Origin of the sequence: Streptomyces sp. NPDC020807 (assembly GCF_040641575.1) — a bacterium.
In the GTDB taxonomy this organism is placed as follows: domain Bacteria; phylum Actinomycetota; class Actinomycetes; order Streptomycetales; family Streptomycetaceae; genus Streptomyces.
Genome location: NZ_JBFADU010000001.1, coordinates 298,671 through 316,178 on the forward strand (window position 1 = coordinate 298,671; position 17,508 = coordinate 316,178).

Genomic DNA, 17,508 nt, shown 5'->3' on the forward strand with positions numbered 1-17,508 from the left:
GGCGTACGGGAAGGGCCCCGGCATCCGTGGGGATGCCGGGGCCCTTCTCGTACACCTGACGGGGTCAGCCGAAGAAGCCGCCGCCGCCGTCGCTGTCACCGTTGTTGCCGCCGTCGTTGCCGCCGGTCTGACCGTTGGTCTGACCGCCCGGCTGACCGGTGGGTTCGCCGGTGGTCTGGCCCGTGGTGCTCGGGTCGCCGCCACCGCCCACGGTGATGACCTTCACCGTCTCGCCCTGGTTGATCATCGAACCCGGACCCGGGTCCGTGGTGATCACCAGTGCGTCCTCCTTGTCGGAGCCCTCCTGGACGACGGCCAGACCCAGCGCCTCAAGGGTCGCCTTGACGTCCTTGAACTGCTTGGTCGCCAGGTCCGTGGGGATCTGGACCTGGGTGACCTGCGGGCCCTTGGAGACGCGCAGCTTGACCTCGGAGCCCTTCGGGGCCGTCGCGTCGCCCTCCGGCGTCTGCCCGATGACCTCGTCCTTGGGCTTGTCCGAGTCGACGTACTCGGTGACCACGGTGAACCCGAGGTTCTTGAGCTGCTGATCGGCCTGGGCGAGCGGATTGCCGACGACCGGCGGGACCGTCGTCTGCTCCTGCTTGGCGACGGTGATCGTCACCTCGGAGTTCTTCTCGGCCTTGGTGTTGCCCTGCGGGTTCTGCTTCAGGACGGTGCCGGGGTCCTCGTCGGACTCCTCCTGCTCGACCTTCACCGTGAAGCCCTTGTCCTTGAGCTGCTTCTCGGCGCTCTCCTGGGACTTCTCGGTGACGTCCGGGACCTCTTCGAGCGGCGCGCCCTCGGAGACCCACACCTGGATCGAGCCGTTGGTGTCCATCTTCGCGGTGCCGTCCGCCACCGGCAGCTGCCGGCAGATGGAGCCCTTGGGCTCGTCGCACCGCTCGTTGCCGGACTCGACCAGCTTCACCTGCGCGTTGGCCGCGTACCCCTCGGCCGCCTTGACCGTCTGGCCGACGAGCTGGGGGATCACGACCTGCGGGGTGCCCTCGTCCTTGTCGAAGACGGCGACTCCGATGAAGATCGCGCCGATCAGGACGAGCACGCCCGCGAGCGCCAGCAGGATCGTCGAGGTGTTCGACTTCTTCTGGCCACCGCGACGTCGGTCGGGACGGTCGTCGTACCCGTCGTTGTAGCCGTACCCGTCGTTCGGGTTGACCGGCGGCATCATCGAGGTCTGCCCGCCCGGGTCGGCCTGGCGCAGGGCGGTGGTCGGCTGGTCCTCCGGGTAGCCGTAGCCCCCGCCGTAGCCGGGGCCGCCCGCCATGCCCATTCCCATGCCCATGGCGGCAGCCGCGGCGACCGGCTGGCCGTCGAGGCACGCCTCGATGTCCGCGCGCATCTCGTCGGCGGACTGGTAGCGGTAGTCGGGGTCCTTGACCAGGGCCTTCAGGACGATGGCGTCCATCGGCGGCGTGATCTCGGGGTCGAAGTTCGACGGAGGCTGCGGCTCCTCGCGGACGTGCTGGTACGCGACCGCGACCGGGGAGTCGCCGATGAACGGCGGCCGGACCGTGAGGAGCTCGTACAGCAGGCAGCCGGTGGAGTACAGGTCGGAGCGGGCGTCGACCTGCTCGCCCTTGGCCTGCTCGGGGGAGAGGTACTGGGCCGTGCCGATGACCGCGGCGGTCTGCGTCATGGTCATGCCCGCGTCGCCCATGGCGCGCGCGATGCCGAAGTCCATGACCTTGACCTGGCCGGTGCGCGTCAGCATGACGTTCGCCGGCTTGATGTCACGGTGCACGATGCCGGCGCGGTGCGAGTACTCCAGCGCCTGGAGGATGCCGACCGTCATCTCGAGGGTGCGCTCGGGCAGCAGCTTGCGGCCGGAGTGCAGCAGCTCGCGCAGGGTCGACCCGTCGACGTACTCCATCACGATGTACGGGATGGAGACCCCGTCGACGTAGTCCTCGCCGGTGTCGTAGACCGCGACGATCGCCGGGTGGTTCAGCGAGGCGGCGGACTGTGCCTCACGGCGGAACCGGGCCTGGAAGGACGGGTCGCGGGCCAGGTCGGCCCGCAGCGTCTTCACGGCGACGGTGCGGCCGAGCCGGGTGTCCTGGGCGAGGTACACCTCGGCCATGCCACCGCGGCCGAGCACCGAGCCCAGCTCGTACCGGCCGCCGAGGCGACGCGGCTCTTCCATAGCTAATCCAGCCCTCTCCGTCTGTCCCGACCGCACCCTTGGGTGGTCCGGCGGTGTGTGCTGTTCGCGCTGTTCGCGCATACGCTACCGGCCCCGGACAGGCGTTCCGCCCGGGGCCGGTAGCTGATACCTGACTGGTACCCGGCTCGTACGGTGCCGGGGATCAGCCCCGGCTCTTGATGACCGCCTTCATCACGGCCTTGGCGATCGGGGCCGCGAGACCACCACCGCTGATGTCCTCACGGTTGGTGCCGGCGGAGTCCTCGACGATGACGGCGACGGCGACCGGGGAGCCGCGGTCGTCCTTCGCGTACGAGATGAACCAGGCGTACGGGCGCTTCGCGTTCTTCTCGCCGTGCTGGGCCGTACCGGTCTTGCCGCCGACCTTCACGCCCCTCATGTTCAGGTCGGCGTTGCCGCCGGTGCCGTTCGAGACGACGTTCTCCATCATCTTCTGGAGCAGCTGCGCGTTCTCCGGGGAGACCGGGCGGCTCATCTCCTCCGGCTCGTTCTGCTTGATCACGTCCAGGTTCGGCGCGACCAGCTTGTCGATCATGTACGGCTTCATCAGCTTGCCGTCGTTCGCGATCGCGGCCGTGACCATCGCCATCTGGAGCGGGGTCGTCGCGGTGTTGAACTGACCGATCGAGGAGAGCGCGTTGCCACCGCGGTCGGCGTTCTTGTCGTAGACGGACGCGGCGGAGCGGACCGGGGTGAACTGCTCGGCGTTGAAGCCGAACTTCTCGGCCATCTCGACCATCTTGTCCCGGCCGACGTCGTCACCGAGCTTCGCGAAGACCGAGTTGCAGGAGATCTCCAGCGCCCGGTTCAGGCTCGCCTTCGCACACCCGCTGGCGTGGTTCACCATCTCCTTGGTGGAGAGGGGGATCTTCCAGCCCTCGGGGGTGTCGGTCGGCGCGTTGATGTCCGTGACCTTGCCGTTCTCCAGCGCGGCGGCGGCGGTGACGACCTTGAAGACGGAGCCGGGGGGGTAGATCTCGCGGATGGCGCGGTTGAGCTTCGGCTTGCTCTTGTCCTTCTCCAGCGCCACCCACGCCTTCTCGTCCTTGCCGGAGTAGCCGGCGAAGGAGGAGGGGTCGTACGAGGGAGTGGACGCGAGCGCCAGGATCTTGCCGGTGGAAGGCTCGATCGCGACGACGGCACCGGTGTTGTTGCCGAGGCCCTCGAAGGCGGCCTTCTGAGCGGCCGTGTTCAGGGTGGTGACGACGTCGCCACCCTTCTTCTTGTCGCCGGTGAACATGGCGAGCGTGCGGTCGAAGAAGAGCCGGTCGTCGTTGCCGGTGAGGATGCCGTCCTCGATCTTCTCGATCTGGTTGGCGTCGTAGGCCTGCGAGGCGAAGCCCGTGACCGGGGCCCACATGGGGCCGTCGGTGTAGGTCCGCTTGTACTTGAAGTACTCGTCGCCCGAGTCGACCGAGCCCGTGATCGGCTTGCCGTCGACCACGATGTTGCCGCGCTCGTTCGAGTAGCGCTCGATCTGGACGCGTCGGTTCTTCGGGTGGGCGTTCAGCTCGTCGGCACGGACGAACTGCAGCCAGTTGTCCCGCAGGAGCAGCGAAAGGACGAGGAGGCCGCAGAAGATCGCGACCCGGCGCAGAGGCTTGTTCACGGACGGACCACCTGCGTCATCTCGGCGTCGGAGTTCGGGGCGGGGGCGGGGGCCGGGCGGCGCGCGGTGTCGCTGATCCGGATCAGGATGCCGATGAGCGCCCAGTTCGCGATCACGGAGGAACCGCCGTACGCCAGGAACGGCATGGTCATACCGGTGAGCGGGATGAGGCCCATGACGCCGCCGGCGACGACGAAGACCTGCAGGGCGAAGGCGCCGGAGAGGCCCATCGCGAGGAGCTTGCCGAAGGGGTCGCGGGCGGCGAGGGCGGTGCGGATGCCGCGCTCGACGATCAGACCGTAGATCAGCAGGAAGACCATGACGCCGGCGAGACCGAGCTCCTCGCCGACGGTGGCGAAGATGAAGTCGGAGTTGGCGGCGAACTGGATCAGGTCGGAGTTGCCCTGTCCGAGTCCGGTGCCGAGGATGCCGCCGGAGCCGAAGGACATCAGCACCTGGGTCATCTGGTCACAGGCGTACGCCATGTTCGAGCCCTCGGGTGCCGTCTTGAGGCACTCGAAGGGATCGAGCCAGGCGGCGACGCGCGACTGTACGTGGCTGGCGGTGGAGCCGACGACCACCGCGCCCGCGACGGCCATCAACAGACCCATGACGATCCAGCTCGTGCGCTCGGTCGCCACGTACAGCATGATCACGAACATGCCGAAGAACAGCAGCGAGGTACCGAGGTCGTTCTCGAAGACCAGGATGAGAAGGCTGACCGCCCAGATCGTCACGATCGGGCCGAGGTCGCGGCCGCGCGGCAGGTAGAGCCCCATGAAGCGGCGGCTGGCCAGCGCCAGCGCGTCCCGCTTCACCATCAGGTACCCCGAGAAGAACACGGCCAGGACGAGCTTGGCGAACTCGCCGGGCTGGATCGAGAAGCCGCCCACGCGGATCCAGATCTTCGCGCCGAAGACGTCCGCGCCGAGGCCCGGGACGAGAGGCAGCAGCAGGAGGACCAGCGCCACGACCATGGAGATGTAGGTGTACCGCTGGAGGACCCGGTGGTCCTTGAGCAGCAGCAGCACGCCCACGAACATGGCGATGCCGATCGCGGAGTACATCATCTGGTTGGGCGCCGAGGGGCTGAACGCCCCGTACTGACGCTTCGCCAGGTCGATCAGCCGCGGCGACTGGTCGAGTCGCCAGATCAGCACCAGGCCCATACCGTTGAGCAGAGTGGCGAGCGGCAGCAGCAGCGGGTCCGAGTACGGGGCCCACTTGCGCACCACGAGGTGCGCGACGCCCGCGAGGAGGGTGAGGCCGAGTCCGTAACCGAGCATGCCGGCCGGGACCTTGCCGTCGATGGCCAGGCCCACGTTGAGGTACGCGAACACCGGGATGGCGACGGCGAACGCGAGCAGCGCAAGCTCGGTGTTGCGGCGGCTCGGTGCTTCGATCGCGCCGATGGTGGTCGTGTTGGTGACAACGCTCATGGTGGTGAAAGGCCCCCTACGGGTCTTACTGCTTGCCGCAGTTCGAGGCGAGCTTCTGCTCCTCCGCGGTGAGGGTGGGACCCGGGGACGGAGCGGCTGCGGTGGGCTTGGAGTCGGGGGTGGCGGCGCCCTCGGGCGTGCCTTCGGCCGTCTCGGCCGGCGGCTTGCTCGCCTGGTCCGCGGCCTTCTCGGCGGCGGCGTGGCGCTGCTCGGTCTTCTTGCACGCCGAGGCCTGCGTCGCCAGCTCGGAGATCTTCGTCTCGGCCTTGCCGAGGCTGCCACCCGCGATCGTGTCCTCGACCTGCTTCCGCTGGTAGGCGGGCAGGTACTTGAGTTCGATCTCGGGGTGGTCCTTCTCGACCTTCGACAGCGAGATCCAGGCCAGGTCCTGGCTGATGCCCTGGTAGAGCGCCACGTGCTCGTCCTTGGCACCCACGTAGTACTGCGTCTGCGTCCACCGCCAGGCGCCGTACAGACCGCCGCCGAGGACGGCGAGGCACAGGACGAGGAAGAAGGAGCGCTTGAGCCACTTGCGGCCGGTGCGCGGCTTCTGGAAGTCGTCGTCCGTGTACGACTCGTACGAGCCCTGCGGCGGCATGCCGCCGTAGCCGTACCCGTGGTCGTCGCCGCTGCCGGGCGGGCCGAAGGCGCCACCGGCGGGCGGCTGCTGCTGCGGGGCGGGACGGCCGAGGCCGGAGGCACGGCCGGCGGGGGTCTGCATCGCCCCGCCGTCGTTGAGCTGCGCCGCCTGGTTCTCGGCGACGGCACCCACGATGACGGGGGTGTCGCTGAGGTGGCCGGCGAGGGTGTCGCCTCCGTCGACGTCCAGGACGTCGGCGACGATCACCGTGATGTTGTCGGGGCCGCCGCCGCGCAGCGCGAGCTGGATCAGCTCCTGCACGGTCTCCTGCGGACCCTGGTAGCTGGCGAGGGTGTCCTCGAGGGTCTGGTGGGAGACCACGCCGGACAGGCCGTCGGAGCAGATCAGGTAGCGGTCGCCGGCGCGGACCTCGCGGATCGAGAGGTCGGGCTCGACGTGGTCACCGCTGCCGAGCGCGCGCATGAGCAGCGAGCGCTGCGGGTGCGTGGTGGCCTCCTCCTCGGTGATCCGGCCCTCGTCGACGAGCCGCTGGACCCAGGTGTGGTCCTGGGTGATCTGGGTGAGGACACCGTCGCGGAGCAGGTACGCGCGGGAGTCGCCGACGTGCACCAGGCCGAGGCGCTGGCCCGTCCACAGCAGGGCGGTGAGCGTCGTGCCCATGCCCTCCAGCTGCGGGTCCTCCTCGACCATCATCCGGAGCTGGTCGTTGGCGCGCTGCACCGCCGTACCGAGCGAGGTGAGGATGTCGGAGCCGGGGACGTCGTCGTCGAGCGTGACGAGGGTGGAGATCACCTCGGAGGAGGCGACCTCACCGGCGGCCTGACCGCCCATGCCGTCGGCGATGGCGAGGAGACGGGGGCCGGCGTAACCGGAGTCCTCGTTGCCCTCGCGGATCATGCCCTTGTGGGAGCCCGCGGCGAAACGCAGGGACAGAGTCATGCGCACCTGCCCTGTCGACGCTGCATCGGGGTACAGCCGGTCTCGACCCACACTGCCCACCCTCCGGTCGCTCCGCTCATTGTCGTACTACTTCCGCAGCTCGATGACGGTCTTGCCGATGCGGATCGGCGCGCCCAGCGGAATCGGCGTGGCGGTGGTGAGGCGGGTCCGGTCGAGATAGGTGCCGTTCGTGGACCCGAGATCCTCGACGATCCATTGGCCGTCCCGGTCCGGGAAGATCCTGGCGTGCCGGCTCGACGCGTAGTCGTCGTCGAGCACGATGGTGGAGTCGTGCGCCCGGCCCAGCGTGATCGTCTGGCCCTGGAGGGCGACGGTCGTGCCGGTGAGGGTGCCTTCTGACACGACCAGCTTCGTCGGGGCGCCGCGGCGCTGCCGCCCGCCGCCCGTCGGCTGCTGGCCGCGCTGCTGCGGGGGCGCGGAGGCCTGCTGCTGGCGCGCGTTCTGCTGCGGACGGGCGTCCTGGCGCCGCGAACCGCGCTGCGTCACCCGTGTTCCGAACAGGTCGCTGCGAATGACCTGGACGGCCACGATGACGAACAGCCACAGAACGGCCAGGAAACCCAACCGCATGACCGTCAGGGTCAGCTCTGACATTGCCCCCGCTTCACCCTTCGGCTTGCCGGTAAACGATGGTGGTGCTGCCCACGACGATCCGCGAGCCGTCGCGGAGCGTAGCGCGGGTGGTGTGCTGCCCGTCCACCACGATGCCGTTGGTGGATCCGAGATCCTGGATCGTCGAGGGCGTGCCGGTCCGGATCTCGCAGTGCCGGCGGGAGACGCCGGGATCGTCGATCCTCACGTCCGCGTCGGTGCTGCGGCCGAGGACCAGGGTCGGGCGGGAGATCTGGTGGCGGGTGCCGTTGATCTCGATCCAGCGACGGACCTGGGAGCCCTGTCCGCCCGCGGGCACGCCGGCGGTGCGGCCGGGCGTCGCCGGCCGGGCGCCGGGGGCGCCGGGCGGCGGGGACGCGGGCATGGGCGGGGCGCCGGCCGGCGGGTACCCGTAACCGCCGCGGCCCTGGGGCTGCTGCTGGTGCTGCTGGTGCTGCTGGTGCGGGGCCGGGGACGGCTGCGGCTGTGACGTACTCGACGCGAGGGTGCGGCTGCGCACCCGGTACAGACCGGTGTCGAGGTCGTCGGCCTTCTCCAGGTGGACCTTGATCGGCCCCATGAAGGTGTACCGCTGCTGCTTGGCGTAGTCCCTGACCAGGCCGGCGAGCTCGTCGCCGAGCTGGCCCGAGTAGGGGCTGAGACGCTCGTAGTCCGGCGTGCTCAGCTCCACGATGAAGTCGTTGGGGACGACGGTCCGCTCGCGGTTCCAGATCTGCGCGTTGTTGTCGCACTCGCGCTGGAGCGCGCCGGCGATCTCGACAGGCTGGACCTCGGACTTGAAGACCTTGGCGAAGGTGCCGTTGACCAGACCTTCGAGGCGCTGCTCGAATCGCTTCAGGACTCCCATGGGGCACCTCCTCCGTCGTTGTCGTCCTGGTACTGCTTACTGATCGTATCCACGCGTCGGGAAATCGGCTGGTTCCCCTTCTCTGCCCTGTGGACGAGTGTCACCTCTCACAGGCCGTTCCCCCGGATCGTAGAGGCGGCCTGTGGACAGTGTCCCGCACGCGGCCGCGGGACCGAAGGCTCGGTGCCAAGAGGAAGGGTGCGGTCCGTCACCTTCCTCCCCCTTCCTCTCTCTCCTTGTTCTGCGGGAGCGGGAGCGAAACAAGGGATGTGAATCCATGGCCTGCGACGTGCTAATCTTCAGATGTCGCCAGGCGCTCGCACCGGAAGGTGAGAGGGCAGGGAGACCACCCAATGCGCGGGTGGCGGAATAGGCAGACGCGCTGGATTCAGGTTCCAGTGCCCGAAAGGGCGTGGGGGTTCAACTCCCCCCTCGCGCACCAGTCGAAACGGCCGGCATCGTCTTCACGATGCCGGCCGTTTCGCGTTTCCCGCCTGTCGCCCCTCCCCCTCTGCGCCGGGGCTTCGCCGCGCGACTTTCGTCGGGGGAGGGCGAGACGAAAGGCGGACGCCGGTGCGGGCGGAGCTGCCTAGGGTGCGAGCGTGGACGTCATGTCGAAGCCGGGGGCCGGGGGCGCGAGCCTGACCGGGATGAAGGCCAGGGTCGCCGCCTGGTGGGAATGGTTCGTGGTGCCGGGGCAGTGGTCCCGCAGCAGGACCGTCGGCGAGTTCGCGCTCGCCGCGGTCGTCGCCCTGCTCGCCGCGGGCACCGAGGAGTTGCTCGGCGGCGAGGGGTGGCGGCTCGCCGGGGTCGCCGCCGCCGCCGGCGTGCTGTCGCTGCTCCGTCGGAGACTGCCCGCGAGCACCCTCGTCGTCTCCGCCGCGCTCGCTCCCTTCCTTCCCGGCTTCGGCCCGCTCCTCGTCGTCGTCAGCTGGTCCGCCGGCCGGTACATCGCCGGGGCGGGGCACGCGCTGGCCGCGTTCATCGCCGCGTTCGCCCTGAACATCGGCGGGACCCTCCTGGAGACCTGGGAGCAGCAGCGGCTGCTCACCATGGCCTTCCTCGCCACGCTCTACTACCTCGGCACCACCCTCGCGCCCGCGCTCGGGCACCGGTACTGGACCCAGCGGCGGACCCTGCTGCACGCCCTCCAGGAGCGCAACGCCCAACTGCTCTGGGAGCGGAGCATGGTGGCCTGGCAGGCGCGGCTGCGGGAGCGGCAGCGGATCGCGCAGGACATGCACGACAGCCTCGGCCACCAGCTGGCGCTGATCGCCGTGCACACGGGCGCCCTCGAAGTGGACCCGGAACTGACCCCGCGGCAGCGCGAGGCGGTCGGCGTCCTGCGGAACGCCTCGGTGACCGCCATGCGCGAGTTGCGGGAGGTCGTCGGCATACTGCGCGACGGCGTCGAGGCGACGGGCGGAACGGCCGCCGCACCCGCGCCGGCGGGGGACGAGACGGGGCGGGCGGCGCGGGGCACCGCCGGCATCGAGGGGCTGGTGGCGGCGGCCAGAGCGGCCGGCACCACCGTCGACCTGCGGCGGGTCGGCGAGGAACGCACGCTGGAACCGGCCGCCGACCACGCCGCGTACAGGATCGTGCAGGAGGCCCTCACCAACGCCTACAAGTACGCGCCGGGGGCGTCGATCGAGGTCGAGCTGCGGTACGAGCCGGACACCTTCGTCGTGGAGGTCACCAACGAGACGCCGGTCGCCGGGCCGGCGAAGGACGTGGTGAGCGGCGGACAGGGGCTCACCGGACTCGTCGAGCGGGCCCGGCTCGTCGGCGGCATGTGCCACGCGGGCCCGGCCGACGCCGGCGGGTTCCGGGTGGCGGGGATGCTGCCGTACGGGGCCGCGCCCGTCGCCCAGGCCGCGCCTTTGGTCGACGCGGCCGACGACTTCCGGCAGCAGTCGACGAAGCGCCTGGTGGGCGATGGTCGTCCGGCCGGGGTCGGGGTCGGGGTCGGTGTCGGCGTCGGGGCCGGGGGCGGGGTCGGACCGACCGACTGGACGATCGCGGAACGGGAGCTGGCGATGGCGCTGAGCGGGGGCACGGGCAGGAGCCGGGGCAGCGGGATCGCCCTGGGCTGCGGGATCGCGTTCGCCGTGGCCGTCCTTCTGGTGGTGGCGGCGGGCTTCGGCGTCTACTTCCTGGTGGGGACGTTCCAGAAGGGAATGATCGAGCCCCGGCAGTACGACGCGGTGAAGGTCGGCATGAGCGAGCGGGAGGTCCGGGACGCACTGCCTTCGGGTGACACGATCGCCACCATAGGCCTCGACGTCGGCGGGCCCGCGAGACCCGAAGGGGCCGACTGCCTGGTGCTGCTCTCCACGGAGACGGGCGAAGACTTCGACCAGGAGCCCGTTTTCCGGTTCTGCTTCAAGGACGGCAAGCTGATCGAGAAGAAGTCGTACGTGGTCGAGCAGTAGGAGCGCTGCTCAGGCCCTACCGGAGTCATGGGGGAGCAGCAGTGGCAGGGCAGCGCATCAGGGTCGTGATCGCCGACGACGAGCCGCTGATCCGGGCCGGGATCCGGATGATCCTCAACTCGGACCAGGACATCCTGGTGGTCGGCGAGGCGGCGGACGGCCGCGCGGCGGTCGAGGCGGCGCGGGCGCACGCCGCGGACGTCGTGCTGCTCGACATCCAGATGCCCGTTCTCGACGGGCTCTCGGCGCTGCCGGAGCTCCGCAGGGCCGCGCCCGCGGCCCGGGTGATCGTCCTGACGACCTTCGGGGAGCGGGAGAACGTGCTGCGGGCCCTGGAGCACGGGGGCGTCGGGTTCCTGCTCAAGGACACGGCCCCGGCCGAGCTGATCCTCGCGGTACGGGCTGCCGCCGCGGGCGACGCGTATCTGTCGCCGGCGGCCACCCGGCACGTGGTCGAGCGGCTCGCCGAGGGGCGGGAGGCGGCACGGTCCGAGCAGGCGCGGACGCGGGTGGCGGCGCTGAGCGAGAAGGAGCGCGAGGTGCTGTCGGTCCTGGGGGAGGGGCTGTCCAACGCGGACGCGGGGAGACGGCTCCACATGAGCGAGGCCACGGTGAAGACGTACGTGAGCCGGATCCTCGCCAAGCTGGACTGCGAGAACCGCGTGCAGGCGGCGCTGCTCGCCCGCGACGCCGGGATCTGACCGGCCGCGGCCGGCCCGGGCAGGTTCGGCGCGGCCCGGCGGCGGGTGGGCGGTCGGTCCGTACTGGGGGCGGCGGATCCGCACGGGGCGGCGGTCCGGGCCGGGGGCACGCGGGTCCGGGCCGGGAGGACGTGGGTCCGGGCCGGGGCACGCGGGTCCGGCCGGGGGGTGGGTCAGCGGGCCGGGGGCTCGGGGAAGTCGGCCGTGCTCGTGGAGTTGTAGCGGAGCAGGTAGTCGGCGAAGCGGGCGAGGTCGTCGGCCGACCAGTCCTGCAGGCGCTCCTGGTAGGCGGCGAGGCGGCTCGCCTGGGCCGAGGCGAGTAGCTTCGCGCCCGCCTCGGTGGGATGCAGGACCTGCACGCGGTGGTCGTCGGGGGCCGGACGGCGCTCGACGAGGCCGAGCTTCTCCAGGCTCGCCACCTGGCGGCTGACCGTGGACTTGTCCAGCAGGTAGTGGGCCGCCAGGTCGGTGGCGCGGCAGCCCCGCTGCTCCTCGATGTGGGCGAGGAGCGTGTAGGAGACGAGCGGGAGCTCGGGGTGGACGCGGGCCGCGGCGGCGCGGGCCCGCCGGGCGAAGGCCGTCAGCTCGCGCTGGATGACGTCCACGGACGCCTCGCGCGGTACCTCTGCGGCGCCGGTCATGTGCGTTCCCCTGTCCGTACGGTTTGCCGATCGACCTTTCGGTTGTATAGTACAACGGTTCTTTAGTTGTAAAAGCCAACCATGGAGGTCTCGTGTCCGCCTCGGTGTCCGCAGGACCGAACACCCGCGTCGCGTTGCGGCATGTCCTCGGACACCTGCTCACGCCCCTGCTGATGTGCGTCGGCATGGGACTCGCCTACCTCGGTGCCTTCCACGCCCCCGAACCCCACGACCTGCGCGTCGACGTCGTCGGATCCGCCCCCAGCGCCCAGGTCCTCGCCCAGTCGCTCCAGAACAAGGGCGCCGGCGCCCTGGACGTCCGTACCGTCGCCGACCGCGACACCGCCGTCGCCTCCCTCCGCGAACAGGGCAGCTTCGGCGCCTACGTACCCGGCGAGAAGCCCGAACTGCTCGTCGCCTCCGCCTCCTCCGACACCAGCGCCATGGCCGTCGAGAAGGTCTTCACCAAGGTCGCCGCGGCGGAGGGCGCCCCGCTCAAGGTCACCGACGTCGCCCCCGTCGCCTCCGGCGACCCCACCGGCCAGGGCGTCTTCTTCCTCCTCGTCGCCCTCAGCATCGGCGCCTACGCCTCGGTCGCCGTCATCGGCGCCGCCGGAGCCGTCCTCCCCATGCGGATCAGGGCCCTCCTCGCCGTTGGGATGTCGCTCGTCGTCAGCCTCGTCGGCACCCTCTTCGCCGGCCCCGTCTTCCACCTCGTCGACCAGGGCCTCGCCGGAGTCTGGGCGATGTCCTGGCTGTACGCGGCAGGCATCCTCCTCGTCGGCGTCGGCCTCCACACCTTCCTGCGCCGCTGGACCACGCTCGGCGTGATGGTCCTCTTCGTCATGCTCAACTTCACGAGCTCCGGCGGCATCTACCGCCCCGAGCTCCAGCCCGGCTTCTTCGGCTCCCTGCACGCCTTCTGGAACGGCGCGGGATTCGTCGAGGGACTCCGCAGCCACGTCTACTTCGACGGCCACGCGCTCGGCGGCCACATCCTCGTCCTGGCCCTGTGGCTCCTCGCCGGAGCCGCCCTCGTCGTTGCCGCCGGGATCTTCGAGTCGAGGAAGTCGAAGGCCGGTCTCGCACCCGCGCCGGACGACGCGGCCCACGCGAACCCGCGGGGAAGGGATCAGCAGACGGAGGAGGAGAGGCAAGAGGAGATCGAAGAGGAGATGGAAGAGGCCGTCGCGGTCTGACACGCCCCGACACCTCCATGACCGCGAAAAATCCTCCCCGAACGTTGTCCACAGGCGTTGTCCACAGGGGGAGACGGCCCGTCGGATGCGGCGGTACGGTCGGCACCGGATGATGTTGGACATCGCATCGGGGGAGGACGTCCCATGGACGAGATCCGGGCCGTGGTGCCGGGACAGCGCGGTACGGACGGAGCGGCGGACGCCGAGCGCGTCCCGCACGTGACGGGCTTCGCGCGCCGCGCGGCCGACGGCGGGACGCGCATCTCGCCCCGAGCCGTGGGCAAGGAACTGCGCGCCCGCGTTGCCCGCACCGCCCACGCCATGCCCGCCCTCGCCGCCGACCGGCCCGACGCCGTCCGGGCCGTCGAGGAGTCGAGCAAGGGGCGCGTCCCCGAGCTCACACCGATACGGGTCGGACGCATGGCGGCAAGCCCCTTCGCCTTCCTGCGCGGATCCGCCGGCCTCATGGCCCAAGACCTCGCCGCCACCCCCGTCACCGGGATAGCGGCCCAGCTGTGCGGCGACGCCCACGCCGCCAACTTCGGTCTCTACGGCGACGCCCGCGGCCGGCTCGTCATGGACCTCAACGACTTCGACGAGACGATCGTCGGCCCCTGGGAGTGGGACCTCAAGCGGCTCGCCACCTCCCTGGTCCTCGCCGGGCGCGAGGTCGGCGCGACCGAGGACGAGTGCCGGGCGGCGGCGTTCGACACGGTCGGCGCCTACCGGCGCACGATGCGACTCCTCGCCCGCCTCCCCGCCCTCGACGCCTGGAACGCCATCGCCGACGAGGAACTCGTCTCGCACACCGACGCCCGCGACCTCCTCGGCACCCTGGAACGGGTCTCGGCCAAGGCCCGTAACAACACGAGCGCCCGGTTCGCCGCCAGGTCGACCGAGGCGGTGACGGACGCCGAGGGCGGCGGCCGCAGGTTCGTCGACGCGCCCCCGGTGCTGCGGAGAGTCCCCGACGCCGAAGCGGCGGCCGTCGCGGCCTCCCTCGGCCCCTACCTGGACACCGTCTCCGAGGACCGGCTGCCGCTCCTCGCGCGGTACGCCGTCCACGACGTGGCCTTCCGGGTCGTCGGCACCGGCAGTGTCGGCACCCGCTCCTACGTCGTGCTGCTCCTCGACCACCGGGGCGAGCCGCTCGTCCTCCAGGTCAAGGAGGCCAGACCCTCGGCCCTCCTGCCGTACCTCCCCGCCGCCGGCTTCACCGTGCCGGACCCCGGCCACGAGGGAAGGCGCGTGGTGCTCGGACAGAAGAGGATGCAGGTCGTCAGCGACAGCCTGCTCGGCTGGACCACGGTCGACGGGCGCCCCTTCCAGGTGCGCCAGTTCCGCAACCGCAAGGGCAGCGTCGACCCCGCCGCGCTGACGGTCCCGCAGGTCGACGACTACGGCCGGATGACCGGTGCCCTGCTGGCCCGCGCCCACGCCCACAGCGCGGACCCGCGTCTCATAGCCGGTTACTGCGGCAAGAACGAGGAGCTGGACGAGGCCGTCGCGTCCTTCGCCCTCAGCTATGCCGACCGCACCACAGCGGACCACGCCGACCTGCTCGCGGCTGTCCGCGCGGGCCGCATAGCGGCGGAACTGGGCGTCTGACCGCTTCTGAGTACGGCACGGAGCACGGCACCGAGCAGGATGCCGAGCAGGGTGCTGCGCCGGAGCGGGGGTGGTGCTCGGCGTGCGGTTCGTGGGGGCGGCGGGGTGGGGCAGGGAGGGGTGGGCGGGGAGGGAGGGGGGAGGGGCCCCCTCCCTGGACCGTAGGCTTGGTGGGAGTAGCCGGAACGAGGACGTGGGCGGTCGTGGACGTGAGCGTGGACCAGGGTGCGAACGAGGAGCCCGCGGGTACGGAGCCTCGGAGCGAGCAGGTTGGCGGCGGGCCCGGCGAGGAGCGGCACGAGGAGCGGCCCGAGGCTCGGCACGAGGAGCGGCCCGAGGCTCGGCTTGAGCGGGCCGTGCGGGCTGCTGAGCAGGCGTTGATCGAGTTCGAGATCGCCGTCGAGACCTTCCGCGTCGAGGTGGAGAACTTCTCCCGGCTGCACCACCAGAAGCTCGGCCCGATGTACACGCGGCTCGACGAGCTGGAAGCGCTGATCGCCGAGGCGCGGGCCGCGCGCAGCGGCGATCCCGAGGACCTGCGGCGGGCCCGCGAAGCACGCGCGGCGGTCATGCCCATGCCCGGGGTTGAGGAACTGTTCCACGACTGGCTCGACACCGACGGCCTCTCCCCGGAGGCCTCCGCGATGCTCACCGAGCGCACGGTGCGCGCGCCGAAGCGGGTCCGCCCCAGTGAGGAGGCGCGTCGGCTCTACCGCGAGCTGGCCCGCAAGGCCCACCCCGACCTGGCCCGCGAGGAGGGCGAGCTGCGGCGGCGCGAGGAGTTCATCACGCGGGTCAACGCGGCCTACGCCCTCGGTGACGAGGAGCGGCTGCGGGAGCTGTCGGCCGAGTGGGAGGCCGGTCCCGTGCCGGCCGAGGAGCGGCTCAGCGAGAGCGAGGAGCTGTACGCGCGGCTGGAGTGGCTGGCGGAGCGCAAGGACATGCTGTCCGGTGTGGCGCGCGAGCTGGAGGAGTCGGCGATCGGTGCGATGTTGCGGATGGCCCCGGACGACCCGGACCGGCTGTTGGAGGAGATCGCGGAGCAGTTGCTCGCCCAGGTGTCCGAGCGGGAGAGCGAGCTCGCCGGGCTCGTGCAGTAGTTTTTCGGTGCGCCCGAACCGGTCGGGTGCTTCTTCGACGAGAGAAGGCCTGTCCCATGAATTTCTCCCCTCTGCCCTCGGTGGACGCGGCGTCCGTGCCGGCCGATGCCCTGGTGCTGGACGTCAGGGAGGACGACGAGTGGGAGGCGGGCCACGTCGAGGGCGCGATGCACGTGCCGATGAGCGGTTTCGTGGCGCGCTTCGGTGAGGTGACGGAGGCGGTGGCCGAGCACGGCCGTGCCTACGTGATGTGCCGGGTGGGTGGCCGTTCGGCGCAGGTCACGCAGTACCTCGTGCAGCAGGGCTTCGACGCGGTGAACATCGAGGGCGGCATGCTGGCCTGGGACGGTGCCGGGCGGCCGATGGTGACGGGGAGCGGGCGCCCGGCGTTCGTTCTGTGAGTCGGGGCTGACGCCGCCTCCTCGCCGTCAGGCGAGGGGGTGGGTGGCCAGGAGGTCGCCCAGGGCGTCTTCGTGGGCGGCGGCGGGGCCGAGGGACAGTTCGAGCTGTTTGGCCCAGGCGTGGTAGCGGTGCAGGGGGTAGTCGGTGTCCGCGCCGAAGCCGCCGTGCAGGTGCTGGGCGGTCTGGACGACGCGGCGTACGCCTTCGGAGGCCCAGATTTTCGCGACGGCGATGTCGCCGGCGGCGGGGAGTGCCCCGGTGGCGCTGGTGGAGATGCGCCAGGCGGCCTGCCAGAGGGTGGCTTCCATGGCGCGGAGGTCGATGTAGCGGTCGGCTGTCTGGACGGCGACGGCCTGGAAGGTGGCCACGGGGTGGCCGAACTGTTCGCGTTTGCCGGTGTACTCGCTGGTCATGGCGAGGACGGCTTCGCCGAGGCCGAGGGCGAGCGCGCAGGTGCCGGTGGTGAGGAGTTCCCGGAGGGTGTCCCAGGCGCCTTCGGCGTCGATGACCTGGTCGGCGTCGAGGCGTACGGCGTCGAGGTGGAGTTCGGCGAGGAGTTCGCCGCTGGTGGAGTACTGCTCGGCGAGGGTGACGCCTTCGTGGGTGCGGGGGACCAGGGCGAGGACGGTGCGGCCGTCGGTGGTCCGGGCGGGTACGGCGACGAGGTCGGCGGCGTACGCCCAGGGGACGGCGGTCTGGGTGCCGTCGAGGTGCCAGGTGGTGTCGTCGCGGTGGGCGGTGACGGCCTGGTCGGCGGGGTCGTGGCCGGTGCGTCCGTGGGAGGCGGCGGTGAGGACGAGTTCGCCGCGGGTGACGCGGGGGAGCAGGGCCGCGGCGGTGGCCGGGTCCGCGTACCGGTCGATGGTGGTGGCGACGGCGCCGGTTTCCAGGAGGGGTACGCGGGCGAGGACGCGGGCGGCTTCGCGCAGGACGAGGCAGAGGGCGACGGGGTCGAGGCCGGCGCCGCCGTGCTCGGGGGAGAGGGTGAGTCCGAGCAGGTCGGAGGTGGCGAGGCGGGCCCAGAGGGGGCGGTCGATGTCGTCGGAGACGGCGCCCGGGGTGAGGGCGGGGCTCGGTACGGCGTCGGGTGCCACGTCCGCGAAGACCGTCCTGGCCGCTTCGACGGCGGCTTGTTGTTCCTCGGTGAAGGTGAAGTCCACGGTCCTGCC

The 17,508-nt window shown here is 71.1% G+C and carries 14 protein-coding genes and 1 tRNA gene; 7 read left to right on the plus strand and 8 right to left on the minus strand.

Annotated elements, in window-relative coordinates; genetic code table 11:
• Nucleotides 1-64: 64 nt before the first annotated feature.
• The 6 genes from pknB to AB0G79_RS01480 form a co-directional block, all read right to left on the minus strand.
• On the minus strand, nt 65-2,164 hold the full coding sequence (gene pknB / locus AB0G79_RS01455) for a Stk1 family PASTA domain-containing Ser/Thr kinase (protein WP_360798321.1): 2,100 nt from the start codon (nt 2,162-2,164) through the stop codon (nt 65-67).
• Nucleotides 2,165-2,327: 163 nt separating this feature from the next.
• Complete coding sequence (locus tag AB0G79_RS01460) at nt 2,328-3,794, minus strand: penicillin-binding transpeptidase domain-containing protein (RefSeq protein WP_360798323.1); 1,467 nt, start codon at nt 3,792-3,794, stop codon at nt 2,328-2,330.
• On the minus strand, nt 3,791-5,233 hold the full coding sequence (locus AB0G79_RS01465) for an FtsW/RodA/SpoVE family cell cycle protein (protein WP_360798325.1): 1,443 nt from the start codon (nt 5,231-5,233) through the stop codon (nt 3,791-3,793). Before AB0G79_RS01465 ends, AB0G79_RS01460 begins: the two co-directional genes overlap by 4 nt.
• 25 nt (nt 5,234-5,258) lie before the next feature.
• The gene (locus AB0G79_RS01470; RefSeq protein ID WP_360798327.1) at nt 5,259-6,773 is read right to left on the minus strand and encodes a Stp1/IreP family PP2C-type Ser/Thr phosphatase; all 1,515 of its coding nucleotides are present in this window, start codon (nt 6,771-6,773) and stop codon (nt 5,259-5,261) included.
• Nucleotides 6,774-6,860: 87 nt separating this feature from the next.
• Nucleotides 6,861-7,388 (minus strand): FHA domain-containing protein, encoded by a 528-nt coding sequence (locus tag AB0G79_RS01475; RefSeq protein WP_360798330.1) that lies wholly within the window; start codon nt 7,386-7,388, stop codon nt 6,861-6,863.
• 10 nt (nt 7,389-7,398) lie between these two features.
• A complete protein-coding gene (locus AB0G79_RS01480) occupies nt 7,399-8,253 on the minus strand; it encodes a DUF3662 and FHA domain-containing protein (RefSeq protein ID WP_360798333.1) in 855 nt (284 codons plus the stop codon).
• 355 nt (nt 8,254-8,608) lie between these two features.
• On the opposite strand from AB0G79_RS01480, the gene AB0G79_RS01485 reads away from it, so the two are divergent.
• From AB0G79_RS01485 to AB0G79_RS01495, 3 genes are all read left to right on the plus strand, one after another.
• Nucleotides 8,609-8,695 (plus strand) — tRNA-Leu (locus AB0G79_RS01485).
• 169 nt (nt 8,696-8,864) lie between these two features.
• A complete protein-coding gene (locus tag AB0G79_RS01490; RefSeq protein WP_360799142.1) occupies nt 8,865-10,688 on the plus strand; it encodes a histidine kinase in 1,824 nt (607 codons plus the stop codon).
• 41 nt (nt 10,689-10,729) lie between these two features.
• The gene (locus tag AB0G79_RS01495) at nt 10,730-11,389 is read left to right on the plus strand and encodes a response regulator transcription factor (RefSeq protein ID WP_360798336.1); all 660 of its coding nucleotides are present in this window, start codon (nt 10,730-10,732) and stop codon (nt 11,387-11,389) included.
• 173 nt (nt 11,390-11,562) lie between these two features.
• Here the strand turns inward: AB0G79_RS01495 and AB0G79_RS01500 are convergent, their stop codons facing one another.
• Entirely contained in the window at nt 11,563-12,030 is a 468-nt protein-coding gene (locus AB0G79_RS01500) for a MarR family winged helix-turn-helix transcriptional regulator (protein ID WP_360798338.1), read from the minus strand.
• A gap of 104 nt (nt 12,031-12,134) precedes the next feature.
• On the opposite strand from AB0G79_RS01500, the gene AB0G79_RS01505 reads away from it, so the two are divergent.
• The 4 genes from AB0G79_RS01505 to AB0G79_RS01520 all read left to right on the plus strand — a co-directional run bounded on the left by AB0G79_RS01505 (nt 12,135) and on the right by AB0G79_RS01520 (nt 16,338).
• Complete coding sequence (locus AB0G79_RS01505; RefSeq protein WP_360799144.1) at nt 12,135-13,229, plus strand: hypothetical protein; 1,095 nt, start codon at nt 12,135-12,137, stop codon at nt 13,227-13,229.
• 144 nt (nt 13,230-13,373) lie between these two features.
• On the plus strand, nt 13,374-14,837 hold the full coding sequence (locus AB0G79_RS01510; RefSeq protein ID WP_360798341.1) for a DUF2252 domain-containing protein: 1,464 nt from the start codon (nt 13,374-13,376) through the stop codon (nt 14,835-14,837).
• A gap of 356 nt (nt 14,838-15,193) precedes the next feature.
• Nucleotides 15,194-15,937: a hypothetical protein gene (locus AB0G79_RS01515; protein WP_360799146.1), complete on the plus strand. Its 744-nt coding sequence runs from the start codon at nt 15,194-15,196 to the stop codon at nt 15,935-15,937.
• Nucleotides 15,938-15,993: 56 nt separating this feature from the next.
• Entirely contained in the window at nt 15,994-16,338 is a 345-nt protein-coding gene (locus AB0G79_RS01520; protein ID WP_360798344.1) for a rhodanese-like domain-containing protein, read from the plus strand.
• 27 nt (nt 16,339-16,365) lie between these two features.
• Here AB0G79_RS01520 and AB0G79_RS01525 read toward each other — a convergent pair whose 3' ends face one another.
• Nucleotides 16,366-17,499 (minus strand): acyl-CoA dehydrogenase family protein, encoded by a 1,134-nt coding sequence (locus AB0G79_RS01525; protein ID WP_360798347.1) that lies wholly within the window; start codon nt 17,497-17,499, stop codon nt 16,366-16,368.
• Between the last annotated feature and the right edge of the window lie 9 nt (nt 17,500-17,508).

Bases quoted from the DNA above. Each gene is read 5' to 3' on its own strand.
- pknB (WP_360798321.1), bottom strand. From the start codon at position 2,164: ATGGAAGAGCCGCGTCGCCTCGGCGGCCGGTACGAGCTGGGCTCGGTG.
- AB0G79_RS01465 (WP_360798325.1), bottom strand. From the start codon at position 5,233: ATGAGCGTTGTCACCAACACGACCACCATCGGCGCGATCGAAGCACCG.
- AB0G79_RS01470 (WP_360798327.1), bottom strand. From the start codon at position 6,773: ATGACTCTGTCCCTGCGTTTCGCCGCGGGCTCCCACAAGGGCATGATC.
- AB0G79_RS01475 (WP_360798330.1), bottom strand. From the start codon at position 7,388: ATGTCAGAGCTGACCCTGACGGTCATGCGGTTGGGTTTCCTGGCCGTT.
- AB0G79_RS01480 (WP_360798333.1), bottom strand. From the start codon at position 8,253: ATGGGAGTCCTGAAGCGATTCGAGCAGCGCCTCGAAGGTCTGGTCAAC.
- AB0G79_RS01490 (WP_360799142.1), top strand. From the start codon at position 8,865: ATGTCGAAGCCGGGGGCCGGGGGCGCGAGCCTGACCGGGATGAAGGCC.
- AB0G79_RS01500 (WP_360798338.1), bottom strand. From the start codon at position 12,030: ATGACCGGCGCCGCAGAGGTACCGCGCGAGGCGTCCGTGGACGTCATC.
- AB0G79_RS01510 (WP_360798341.1), top strand. From the start codon at position 13,374: ATGGACGAGATCCGGGCCGTGGTGCCGGGACAGCGCGGTACGGACGGA.
- AB0G79_RS01520 (WP_360798344.1), top strand. From the start codon at position 15,994: ATGAATTTCTCCCCTCTGCCCTCGGTGGACGCGGCGTCCGTGCCGGCC.